Genomic DNA, 12,089 nt, shown 5'->3' with positions numbered 1-12,089 from the left:
ATTGCTTGATTCAAATTGTTAAAGAGCGACGCAACAGTGTGTTGCTGCGGGAGTGGAATTCTACTCAACCGCCTTCTCGAGTCAAGCCTTATTTTTAAAGGCTTTTCGATGTTATCGACTTGGCTTTCTGCGTTGCCGCTTGCCCTGTCGATGGAGGCGCATTATAGGGATCTGGATCACGCTTGCAAGGGTGTTTTCGAATTAAATTCGAATTTTTGGTTCAACCGTTCACTAATCACCCAAAAAGCGCATTTATCCTGCAATAACACACCCGTTTGACGAGTTCGCTATCCTCTAGATGGCGTGGCGGCGGGAGCAGATCAAGGTTGTGGCGATTTGGTCTCTCTACATCTATATGCATGGTGATCGAGGTCACGCCTTCGGGTAACATAGCGCCCCTTTGCGATTCACACACTCTTGGGCTTTGGAGAGTTTAATGCCTTTTGCACTTGGCCAGCGTTGGATTAGTGATACAGAGACGGATCTGGGGTTGGGGACTGTCGTTGCTGTTGAAGGACGCATGGTTACCCTGTTGTTTCCGGCTACCGGTGAAAACCGCATGTATGCCAAAGAAGAGGCGCCGGTCACCCGGGTCAGCTTCAATGTGGGCGATCAGATCACCAGTCACGAAGACTGGACCATGACGGTCGAAGAAGTGCAGGAGAAAGACGGCCTGCTTATATATGTAGGTGTTCGCACCGACAATGATGAGCCCGTTGCCCTCAAGGAAGTGTTTCTCAACAATTTTATCAAGTTCAACAAGCCGCAGGATCGCCTGTTCGCCGGTCAGATTGACCGGATGTCCCGCTTCACCCTACGCTACGAAGCGCTGATCAACCAGCACCAACGTCGTCGCAACCCGACTCGTGGTCTGGCCGGTGGCCGGGTCAGCCTGATCCCGCACCAGCTCTATATTGCCCATGAAGTGGGTCACCGCTACGCTCCGCGCGTACTGCTGGCCGATGAAGTGGGTCTGGGCAAGACCATCGAAGCGGGCATGGTCATTCATCAGCAACTGCTCTCCGGCCGCGCCCATCGGGTGCTGATCCTGCTGCCCGAAACTTTGCAGCACCAATGGCTGGTCGAAATGCTGCGCCGCTTCAACCTGCATTTCTCCCTGTTTGATGAGGAGCGCTGCATCGAGGCGTTTGCCGATGCGGAGAACCCCTTCGAGACCGAGCAGCTGGTGATCTGCAGCCTCGACTTCCTGCGCAAGAAGCGTCGTCGCTTCGAGCAGGTGCTGGAAGCCGAGTGGGATCTGCTGGTTGTCGACGAAGCCCACCATCTGGAGTGGAGTGAAGAGGCGCCGAGCCGTGCCTATGAGATGGTGGAAGCGCTGGCCGAACAAGTGCCGGGCGTGCTGCTACTGACTGCGACACCGGATCAGCTGGGCCACCAGAGCCACTTTGCCCGTCTGCGCCTGCTCGACCCGGAGCGTTTCTACGACTATGAGGCTTTCCTCGCCGAGGAGCAGGCCTATGGTCAGGTCGCCAGCGCAGCGCAGGAGCTGCTGGATGGCGAGACCCTGAGCGATGAAGCCAGACAGATCCTCGCCAGCCAGCTGGAAGGGCTGGACTTGAGCGATGCCGCCGCCCGCCAGCAGGCGGTCGCCAAGCTGCTGGACCAGCATGGCACCGGCCGGGTACTGTTCCGCAACAGCCGCGCCAATATTCAGGGCTTCCCCGAGCGTCACCTCAATGTCTACCCCATGCCGCTGCCGGAGCAGTACAAGACTGCCATCAAGGTGATGGGCATGATGGGTGGCAACGGTGGCGATCTGCAGACCCGTGCCTTGCGCTACCTCTATCCCGAGAAGATCTTCCAGCAGTTCGAAGGCGACAACGCCACCTGGACCCAGTTCGACCCGCGCGTAGAATGGTTGCTGGAACTGCTGCTCTCTGCCCGTCAGCAGAAGGTGCTGGTGATCTGCTCCGAAGCGGCGACCGCTATCGCGCTGGAAGAGGCGCTGCGTACCCGTGAAGGGATCCGTGGTGCCGTGTTCCACGAAGGGATGTCGATCCTCGAGCGGGACAAGGCCTCCGCCTATTTCGCCCAGCAAGAGGGTGGCGCCCAGGTGCTGCTCTGCTCCGAGATCGGCTCAGAGGGTCGCAACTTCCAGTTTGCCAGCCATCTGGTGCTGTTCGATCTGCCCCTCAACCCGGATCTGCTGGAACAGCGGATCGGCCGTCTCGATCGCATCGGTCAGCAGAATACCGTCGAGATCCACGTTCCCTATCTGGAAGGGACTGCCCAGCGCGCCCTGCAGCTCTGGTATCACGATGGTCTGGACGCGTTCGAGCAGACCTGCCCGACTGCCCGCCCGGTATTCGAAGCGGTACGTGAAGAGCTGTTCGAGCTGCTGGCCGCCAACACCGGCGATCAGGCAGCCCTCGACGCCCTGCTGGTCAAGACCCGCGAACTGCACGAGCCGCTCAAGGCCCGGCTGGAACAGGGCCGCGATCGCCTGCTGGAGATCCACTCCAGCGGTGGCGCCGCCGCCCAGCAGCTGGTCGACAAGCTGGCCGCCGAAGATGACGACACTGGCATGATCTCCTTCGCTCTCAAGATGTTCGACGAGATCGGCGTCAATCAGGATGACCGTGGCGAGAACGCGCTGGTGCTGACCCCCGGGGATCACATGCTGGTCTCCAGCTTCCCGGGCCTGCCGCAAGACGGCATGACCATCACCTTCGATCGCAACACAGCCCTGTCGCGGGATGACATGGCGCTGCTCTCCTGGGATCACCCCATGATGCGCGGCGGTATCGACCTGATCCTGGGCTCCGAGATCGGTGCCACCTCGGTCGCACTGCTCAAGAACAAGGCGCTGCCCATCGGCTCCATCCTGCTTGAGCTGATCTTCGTTGCCGAGTCTGCGGCCCATCCCCAGCTCTACCGCTTCATGCCGCCGACGCCGATCCGTCTGCTGATGGACAAGAACGGCCAGAATCTGGGTGAGAAAGTGGCGTTCGATGCCTTCAACCGCCAGCTGACTCCGGTCAACCGCCACCTCGGCAGCAAGCTCGTGACTGCATCCCAACCGGTGATCCACGGTCTGATTGGCAAGGGCCAGGCCATTGCCGAAGAGCTGAAAGCCGGGATTGTCGACAAGGCCCGTGCCCAGATGGCGCAGACCCTACAGCAGGATCTGGATCGTCTGGAAGCGCTCAAGGCAGTCAACCCGAACGTGCGCGACAGCGAACTGGATTATCTGCGCAATCTGCAGGCAGAATTGCACCACCTGATCGATCAGACCCAACTCAAGCTGGATGCCATCCGCTTTATCGTGGTCACCCATAACTGACAAGGTACCGACCGATAGCGGCCAGACCCAGCTCAAACTGGATACCCAAGGCCGCTTTGTCATGGTTACCCATAACTGATGGGGGCTTGCCCCCACCTTCTGATGCGAGACATTTATGTTTGAATACTCACCGCCTCTGGAACCCTGGCTCGATATCCTGTTCAAGGACAAGGACATCATGGTGGTCAACAAGCCCACTGGCCTGCTAAGCGTCCCCGGGCGCGGCCCCGAGAATGAAGACAGCGTCCTGCATCGGGTGAAACAGCAGTACCCCAAGGCGGCGGCAGCGCATCGCCTCGACATGTCCACCACAGGCGTCATTGTCATTCCCCTCAATCCCAACTCTCATCGGGAGCTGAGCCGGCAATTTCGCGAGCGGGAGACAGAGAAGCACTACCTTGCCTGGGTGTGGGGCGAGCCGGAAGCAGAGTCGGGACAGGTTGACCTGCCGCTCTGCGTCGACTGGCCCAACCGCCCGAAGCAGAAGGTGGATCACGAGGAGGGGCGTCACGCTCTGACCCTGTGGGAAAAACTGAAAGTGGAGAACGGCAACAGCCTGATCAAGCTGACCCCCATCACAGGTCGCTCGCACCAGCTGCGCGTCCATATGCTGGAGCTGGGGCACCCCATCCTCGGCGATAACCTCTACGCCCATCCGGATGCGCTGGCGGCGGCACCGCACCTTTATCTGCATGCGGCCATGCTGACCATCAGTCACCCCCGCAGTGGCGAGCGGATGACCTTCGAGGCACCGGCTCCTTTCCCGGTCTGATCCCGCAAATCGCAGAGATAAAAAAGCCCCCATCGCAAGATGGGGGCTTTTTCATTAGACGCGAATATCGATCTTGCTTCCCAGAGAAGCGCTGGCCGATGTCGGTGCAACCGGCGCTGATTGCGCTGCGTTTTGCAGCAGCTTCAGCGCAGCTTCGCCCTCTTGGGTCTGCTGTTTCTTGGCCAGACTGGCCGTCATCAGAGCAGAACCAAACGACGCATTTGCAGAACTTGATATATCCATAGGGTTCCTCCTGCACTCAACAGTATCGGCCAAGCGGCCCCGAACATAAGCACTGAATGCAAAACAATCTGACAGTTGCTTTTCTATCAATCAGATAGCACTAGCATTCATGGCCCCTGTTCACCGCTGGATGACGCCTTCAAGCTCCTGTGCCGTCATCGCCCGAAGCACCTTGCAAGGGTTGCCAGCCGCCACCACATTGGCGGGCACATCTTTGGTCACCACCGAACCGGCACCGATGACGCTGTTGTCACCGATAGTGACGCCGGGGCAGATGACGACGCTGCCACCAATCCAGACGTTGTGACCGATCCGTACAGGCTTGCCGAACTCGACACCCCTGATGCGCAGCGCGACGGCAACCGGATGAGCCGCAGTGTAGATCTGCACCCCGGGCGCCAGCAGCACGTTGTCACCAATGTGTACCTCGCACACGTCGAGGATGGTGCAGCCCACGTTGGCGTAGAAGTTCTCGCCGACGAAGATGTTGGCGCCATAATCGCAAAAGAACGGCGGATTGATGGCGCACTCATGGCCGCGGCCACCAAGCAGTTCATGAAGCAGGGCATCCCGCGCCGGTTTCTCCTGCCAGCTGGTGTTGAAGGTGTGATAGAGCTTGCGGCAGCGCTCGCGCGCCGCTTTGAGCTCAGGGTCAGCCGCATCATAAGGCTCCCCCGCCACCATCTTCTGCCACTCGGCACCGCGCACCACTTTCGTCATCGCCTACTCCATCAGCCAGATCAGGGATTCATAAGGGCGCAGCATACCCGATTGCGGTTGGGCCGGGCTATCGGGGTAGTTGCCGAGCAGCAGCCGACCTTGCCCACTTTGCAGCTCGGCAGGCAAGGCAAACTCCACCGGCTCGCCGTAGAAGTTGCTCACAACCAGCAGGGTCTGACCGTTGGCGCGACGGGCATAGGCCCAGATCTGCGGGTGCCCGGTCAGCAGCTCCTGATAATCCCCCTGGGTGAAGATGGGGTGCGCCTTGCGAAGGGCGATGAGATCCCGATAGTGCCAGAACACCGAGTTCTGGTCGGCCAGCGCCGCCTCGGCATTGATCTCGGAATAGTTGGCGGCGGGCTTGAGCCAGGGCGTCCCTTGGGTGAAACCGGCATTGGCCGCAGCGCTCCACTGCATCGGCGTGCGCGAGTTGTCACGGGACTTGGTGCCGAGAATGGCAAGGATCTCGGCCTCGCCCATCCCTTCCGCCTGCTTGATGGCGAAGATATTGCGGCTCTCCACATCCTGATAGTCATCGATGCGCTGATAGCCGGGGTTGGTCATGCCGATCTCCTCCCCCTGATAGATGTAGGGGGTGCCTTGCAGGCCGTGCAGCGTGCTGGCCAGCATCTTGGCGGCTACAACTCTATGCTCGCCCTCATCGCCGAAACGGGAGACGATGCGCGGCTGATCGTGGTTGCACCAGAACAGCGCCGACCACCCCTTGCCATGCATACCGCTCTGCCAGTGGTTGAAGATGCGTTTGAGTTCGAGAAAATCGAACGGTGCCTTGGTCCACTTGTCGCCGTTGGGGTAATCCACTTTGAGGTGGTGGAAGTTGAACACCATGGATAGCTCGGATCCATCGAGGGCGCCATAGCGCTGGCAGTGCTCCAGCGAAGTAGAGGACATCTCCCCCACCGTCATGGCCCCCACCGGAGCAAACACGTCGCGGCTCACATCCTGCAGGAATTCGTGGATGCGCGGCCCGTCGGTGTAGAAGCGGCGGCCATCGCCAATATCGTCGTTCGGGAACCTCTGATCCTTGGAGATGAGGTTGATGACGTCGAGGCGGAAACCGTCCACCCCCTTCTTGGCCCAGAAGTGGATGATATTTTTCACCTCGGCACGCACCGCCGGATTTTCCCAGTTGAGATCCGCCTGCTCGCGGGCAAACAGGTGCAGGTAGTACTGACCGGTGGCAGAGTCCAGCTCCCAGGCGCTGCCACCAAACTTGGATTGCCAGTTGTTGGGCACGCCGCCATCCACCGGATCGCGCCAGATGTAGTAGTCGCGGTAGGGGCTGTTTTTATCCCCCAGCGCCGATTTGAACCAGGCGTGCTCGGTGGAGGTGTGGTTGACCACGATATCCATCACGATGCGGATATTCCGCTCATGGGCGGCGGCCAGCAGCGCCTCAAAATCGGCCATGGTGCCGTAGGCGGGATCAATCTGGTAGTAATCGGCTATGTCGTAGCCGTTGTCCACCTGGGGCGAGACGTAGACCGGGGTCAGCCAGAGGGCATCGACCCCCAGGGTTTTGAGATAGTCGAGGCGGGCCATGATCCCCTTGAGGTCGCCGGTGCCACGGGCAGCGGAATCCTGAAAGCTCTTGGGGTAAATCTGGTAAATCACGGCACTCTGCCACCAGGGTGTTTGGCTCATGGGTCTTTCTCTTGTCTCGAATATGAAATGGAGAGGGCGACCCGCGGGTCGCCCTGATAATCAGTGTCAGGCGCTGGCTTGGGCCAACTTGCCAGCGGCTAGCTGGCGCTTGTAGACCAGCAGGGTCAGCACCACCGGCACCACGATGGCGACCAGCATGGCGATGGCGAACACCGCCCAGTATTGCGGCTGGATGGAGAGGATGCCCGGCAGGCCGCCCACCCCGATGCCGTTGGCCATCACTCCGGCGAAACCGCAGATGAGGGCCGCAAGGCTGGAGCCCACCATGGCGCACAGCATGGGGAACTTGTACTTGAGGTTGATACCGTACATGGCCGGTTCGGTCACCCCGAGGTAGGCGGAGATGGCGGCAGGTACCGAGATCTCCCGCTCGTTCTCCTTGCGGCTAATCAGAATGATGCCAACGACCGCAGAAGCCTGGGCGATGTTGGAGAGGGCGATCAGCGGCCAGATCGGGGTGCCACCCATGCTCTGCATCAGCTGCAGATCCACTGCGTTGGTGGTGTGGTGGATACCGGTAATGACCAGCGGTGCGTAGAGGAAACCGAACAGGGCTGCACCGATGGGAGCGAAGGAGCCGGTCATGGCGGCCTTGGCAGCGAAACCAACGCCATCACCAATCCAGCGACCGAACGGGCCGATAAAGGCGTGGGCCACGATCACTGCCAGCAGCAGCGAGACAAACGGCACAATCACCAGATAGAGATAGGCCGGAATGATCCGCTTGAGGTTGGTTTCCACCCAGGCGAGGAAGACACCCGCCAGCAGCGCCGGAATGACCTGGGCCTGATAACCTACCTTCTGGATCACGAACAGGCCGAAGTCCCACACCTCGGGAGTCTGCTGACCAATACCGTAGGCGTTCATCAATTGCGGCGACACCAGCGTCACCCCCAGCACGATACCCAAGATCTCGGAGCCACCCATCTTCTTCACTGCAGACCAGCAAACACCGACCGGCAGGAAGTGGAAAATCGCCTCGCCCAGCAGCCAGAGGAAGGCGTGTACCTGAGCCCAGAACTGGCTGATCTCGGTGAGGGTGTGAGTGCCATCGTCGAACATCTTGATGTCGCCGATGACGTTGCGAAAGCCCAGGATCAGACCGCCGGTGATGATGGCGGGCAGCAACGGTACGAAGATCTCCGCCAGATGGGAGATGCCCCGCTCCAGCGGGTTCATGTTCTGGCGAGCCGCCTGCTTGGCGGTCTCCTTGCTGCCACCGCTGACGCCGAGCTGTTCGGTCAGCGCCTTGTACCACTGCTCTACCTCGTTGCCGATCACCACCTGGAACTGACCGCCCTGGGTGAAGCTTCCCTTCACTGCCGGAATGGTTTCGATGGCCTTGCTGTCGGCCTTGGCCGGATCGTTCAGGACGAAGCGCAACCGGGTCAGGCAGTGGCTGACGGTGGCGATGTTCTCCTTGCCGCCGATCTTGTCGATCAGGGTGGCAAGCTGCTGTGCGTTGATCTTGGACATGGGTCTTCCCTCTGTGACGCCATTGAATAGTGGTCTGTATCGCCCTTTTGAGCCAGTCTGTCGGCCGGAGCGTTCTTGGTATCGTTCCCATTTAGCATGCCGACAATCTGGCCAGATCGAAATGGGAACGTTCCCAATTCGTGGCCAGCATCACAAAAAGCGCACTTTTTGTTCAGTCGGAAGTGATGGGGCTCACAGGGTTCGGCAGGGGGCGATTGTCACCAACGGAGGCTGAGCCTGCTCAATCTGGCCGAGCAGCTGACGCGCCGCCTGCTCCCCCGCCCCTTTGTAACCGAGATCGAGACTGAGGGCATTGGGGAAGAGGAAACTGAGCATGGGGTTGTTGCCAAGGCCGGTCACCAGCACCTCGCTACGCCCTTGTTCTTGCAGGTATTTTGCCGCACCAATGGCGAGGGTGTCGCTGGCGCAGACCAGCGCCTGGGTGGAAGGCGTCAGCAGCTCGGCCGCCAGCCGGTAGCCGCTCTGCAGGCTGAGATCACCGAGGGCGCTGCGCGGGCGCAACCCTTGCTCTGCGCAGTAAGCGAGATAGGCGTCGAGGCGGCGCTGGCCGGTGGTGAGATCCGAGGCATGCACCCCCAGATAGGCGATATCGCGGGCGCCACGGCTTGCCAGCTGCGCCAGCATGGTGCGCACCGCACCGGCGTCGTCAAAACAGACCGAGGAGAAACCGGGATATTCACGGGCGACCAGCACCAGCTTCTCTTTCAGCGGCGCCATGGCGGCATAGTCCAAGTCATTGAAGGCGAACAGGATAATGCCATCCACCCCGCGCCGCTCCAGCACCGCCAGATGCTCCTGTACCTTGGCGGGGGAGAACTTGCTCTCCATCAGCACAGCATCGTAGCCGCGCTGATAGAGGGTCTCCAGCATGCCGCGCACCGCCTGATTCTCCGAGCTGGAGTCGAGCCGCGAGACGATGATCCCCACCACCTGCTGGCTCTGGCTGCGCATGGCCCGCGCCGACTTGCTCGGCACGAAGCCGTGCTCGGCGATGATCTGCTCCACCCGCTCGCGGGTCTCCTGCTTCACCTTGGGATCCTGATTGAGCACCCGGGAGACGGTCGACTTGCCGACGCCACTCAGTCTGGCGATATCGAGGATGGTCAGTTTCTTGTCCATGAATTGGCTCACAGGAGGCTAGGCGGTGGAATTGCCCACATTGTTGTGATTAACCCCTGTGAATACAAGCCCATGGCGTTAGAATGCCCTTTTTGCCCCGCCGTCAGGGTGTGTGGGCACAGCACAGGATGCCCATCATGGATCTGCTGGCCAGTCTGCTCTTCTCCCTCTCCATCACAGGCCCCATCTGCGTGGTGCTGCTGCTCGGCATCTTGCTCAAGCGGTTGGGGCTGCTGCCGGATCCCTTTACCGAATCCGCCTCGCGACTGGTGTTTCAGGTCACCCTGCCCGCTCTGCTCTTTCTCAGTATTCTGGGTACCAACTTCGCCACCATGCCGAGCCTCTGGTTTATCGGCTATGGCCTGCTCGCCACCGTTATCAGCTATCTGGTGCTGGAGCTGCTGGCCGGACGTTTTATCGGGGAGCAGCGACTGCGCGGCATCTTCGTGCAGGGGAGCTTTCGCGGCAACAGCGCCATTATAGGGCTCGCCTATGTGCAGAACGCCTATGGCCACGAAGGGTTGGGGGCGGCGGCCTTCTATGTCGGCGCGGTGACCGTGCTCTACAACATTCTCGCTGTGATCACCCTCACCCGCAGTCTCGGCGGTGCCACCGGTATCCGCCCCATTCTGCTCGGCATCATCAAGAATCCGTTGATCATCGCCATCGTGGCGGCGCTGCCGTTTACCCTGCTCGGTATCAAGATGCCGCAACTGCTGCTCACCACCGGCAGCTACTTCGCCAACATGACGTTGCCGCTGGCGCTGCTCTGCACCGGCGCCTCTCTCAGCCTCGACGCCCTGCGCGGTGGCGCAGCCATTGCGGGGTGGGCCAGCATCATGCGGCTCTGCCTCATTCCGGCTGCGTTCACTCTTGGGGCTGCCCTGCTCGGCTTCAGCCATCTGGAGCTGGGTATTCTGTTTCTCATCAGCGCCACTCCGACTGCCGCCGCCAGCTATGTGATGACCCGCGCCATGGGGGGCGACAGCGTGCTGGCAGCGAACATCATCGCCACCACCACCCTGGGTTCACTGGTCACTACCAGCCTTGGGGCAACCCTGATGAACTATCTGGGTCTTATGTACTGACGGCTTGACCTTGCCGGAGGCGGCAGCTTTAGGCTGGCGCCCATCAACAAAGGAGATATTCCATGACCATCGAACTCACCGTGTCCGGCATGTCCTGTGGTGGCTGCGCCGCCAGTCTGCAAAAAGCGCTGCTGGCCCAGCCTGCGGTCACCACCGCAACCGTCGATTTCGCCAGCAGCAAGGCCGTCATCGAGAGCGAGCTGAGCAAGACCGAGCTGATCGCCCTGATTGAAGCCAAGGGTTTTTCTGCGAGTTAAATTATCTCCATAGAGGTATAAAACAGGTTAAAAATCTGTACTCACCTGTCTTTTGGTGAGTTTTATCACAGACCCGGGTTATTAAACGGGCAAACTTGCTGCGATTATTCCAACCACAAGGATTTGCAGCATGACCCTACCGATCCGCAAGACCCTGCTCGCCGCCGTCGTCGGCCTGACCCTCTCCCCCATGGCGATGGCCCTGCCCAACGTCCATATTCTGGCAACCGGCGGCACCATTGCCGGGGCAGGCCAGTCGGCTACCCAGTCCAACTACGAGGCTGGCAAGGTGGCCATCGAAACCCTGATCGCCGCCGTTCCCGAGATGAAGAACGTCGCTGACGTGCAGGGTGAGCAGGTGGTGAAGATCGGCTCCCAGGACATGAACGACGAGGTGTGGCTCAAGCTGGCCAAGCGGGTCAACGAGCTGCTGGCCAAGGATGACGTGGATGGCATCGTCATCACCCACGGCACCGACACCATGGAAGAGACCGCCTACTTCCTCAATCTGACCGTCAAGAGCGACAAGCCGGTGGTGCTGGTCGGCGCCATGCGCCCCTCCACCGCCATGAGTGCCGATGGCCCGCTCAACCTCTACAACGCCGTGGTGACCGCCTCCGACCCCGCCTCCAAGGGCCGTGGCGTGATGGTGGCGATGAACGATACAGTGCTGGATGCCCGCGATGTCACCAAGACCAACACCACCGGCGTGCAAACCTTCGCCTCCCCCAACTTTGGCCCGCTGGGTTACATCCACAACGGCAAGATCGACTATCAGCGCAGCCCGGCCCGCCTGCACACCAGCAAGACGCCGTTTGACGTGAGCAAGCTCGACAAGCTGCCGCAAGTGGGCATCGTCTACAGCTACGCTAACGCCACCGACTTGCCGGCCAAGGCGATGGTGGATGCCAAGTTCGACGGCATCGTCAGCGCTGGGGTGGGTAACGGCAACCTCTACCACACCCTGTTCGATACCCTGGCCAAGGCGAGCAAGGACGGCATCCGCGTCGTGCGCTCCGCCCGCGTACCGACCGGCGCCACCACCCTGGATGCCGAGATCGATGATGCCAAGTACGGCTTCGTGGCCTCCGGCACTCTCAACCCGCAGAAAGCGCGGGTGCTGCTGATGCTCTCCCTGACCCAGAGCAAGGATCCGGCCCAGATCCAGCGCTGGTTCCAGCAGTTCTGACAACGGTTGCCTGACAAGTGATAAGCAAGGGCGGGACTTCCCGCCCTTTTCCCTCCTGCAATGCTGTCTCGCCAAGCACCCACTTCGTCCATGACACCATTTGGCGGGGTCATCCTTCCCTTTTCCGGCCATTTTTTTCAGCCATCCCAGAGCACTGTCATCAAATTAGCGAGCCGGATCACCCGCTTTCACAAGCGCATCGCCGCCAAATTCA

At 60.4% G+C, this 12,089-nt stretch carries 10 protein-coding genes; 5 read left to right on the top strand and 5 right to left on the bottom strand.

Going from position 1 to position 12,089, the window contains the following annotated elements:
* Window positions 1-436: 436 nt before the first annotated feature.
* Window positions 437-3,304 carry an RNA polymerase-associated protein RapA gene (gene rapA, locus AB5Y71_RS02425; protein WP_368170901.1) on the top strand — a complete coding sequence of 956 codons (2,868 nt, stop codon included), beginning with the start codon at window positions 437-439 and terminating at the stop codon, window positions 3,302-3,304.
* Window positions 3,305-3,419: 115 nt separating this feature from the next.
* Window positions 3,420-4,076, top strand: coding sequence for a bifunctional tRNA pseudouridine(32) synthase/23S rRNA pseudouridine(746) synthase RluA (gene rluA / locus AB5Y71_RS02420; protein ID WP_368170900.1), 657 nt, complete (start codon window positions 3,420-3,422; stop codon window positions 4,074-4,076).
* Between the two features lie 54 nt (window positions 4,077-4,130).
* Here the strand turns inward: rluA and AB5Y71_RS02415 are convergent, their stop codons facing one another.
* From AB5Y71_RS02415 to treR, 5 genes are all read right to left on the bottom strand, one after another.
* Window positions 4,131-4,319 carry a hypothetical protein gene (locus AB5Y71_RS02415; protein WP_005336040.1) on the bottom strand — a complete coding sequence of 63 codons (189 nt, stop codon included), beginning with the start codon at window positions 4,317-4,319 and terminating at the stop codon, window positions 4,131-4,133.
* 120 nt (window positions 4,320-4,439) lie between these two features.
* Window positions 4,440-5,039 carry a sugar O-acetyltransferase gene (locus AB5Y71_RS02410; protein WP_368170899.1) on the bottom strand — a complete coding sequence of 200 codons (600 nt, stop codon included), beginning with the start codon at window positions 5,037-5,039 and terminating at the stop codon, window positions 4,440-4,442.
* A gap of 3 nt (window positions 5,040-5,042) precedes the next feature.
* Entirely contained in the window at window positions 5,043-6,704 is a 1,662-nt protein-coding gene (treC, locus tag AB5Y71_RS02405) for an alpha,alpha-phosphotrehalase (protein WP_368170898.1), read from the bottom strand.
* Between the two features lie 66 nt (window positions 6,705-6,770).
* Window positions 6,771-8,201, bottom strand: a complete 1,431-nt coding sequence (treB, locus tag AB5Y71_RS02400) for a PTS trehalose transporter subunit IIBC (protein WP_258721571.1) — start codon at window positions 8,199-8,201, stop codon at window positions 6,771-6,773.
* A 192-nt stretch (window positions 8,202-8,393) separates the two neighbouring features.
* Window positions 8,394-9,341 carry a trehalose operon repressor TreR gene (gene treR, locus AB5Y71_RS02395; protein WP_368170897.1) on the bottom strand — a complete coding sequence of 316 codons (948 nt, stop codon included), beginning with the start codon at window positions 9,339-9,341 and terminating at the stop codon, window positions 8,394-8,396.
* A gap of 137 nt (window positions 9,342-9,478) precedes the next feature.
* On the opposite strand from treR, the gene AB5Y71_RS02390 reads away from it, so the two are divergent.
* From AB5Y71_RS02390 to ansB, 3 genes are all read left to right on the top strand, one after another.
* A complete protein-coding gene (locus AB5Y71_RS02390; RefSeq protein ID WP_005336047.1) occupies window positions 9,479-10,429 on the top strand; it encodes an AEC family transporter in 951 nt (316 codons plus the stop codon).
* A gap of 62 nt (window positions 10,430-10,491) precedes the next feature.
* On the top strand, window positions 10,492-10,686 hold the full coding sequence (locus AB5Y71_RS02385) for a heavy-metal-associated domain-containing protein (RefSeq protein ID WP_042033275.1): 195 nt from the start codon (window positions 10,492-10,494) through the stop codon (window positions 10,684-10,686).
* Window positions 10,687-10,816: 130 nt separating this feature from the next.
* Complete coding sequence (ansB, locus tag AB5Y71_RS02380; RefSeq protein ID WP_005348754.1) at window positions 10,817-11,875, top strand: L-asparaginase 2; 1,059 nt, start codon at window positions 10,817-10,819, stop codon at window positions 11,873-11,875.
* Window positions 11,876-12,089: the final 214 nt, after the last annotated feature.

This window comes from Aeromonas sp. R9-2 (assembly GCF_040908025.1).
Lineage (GTDB): Bacteria > Pseudomonadota > Gammaproteobacteria > Enterobacterales > Aeromonadaceae > Aeromonas > Aeromonas veronii.
The sequence above is the reverse complement of the archived record's forward strand: the minus strand, read 5'-3'. Positions and strand labels throughout refer to the sequence as shown.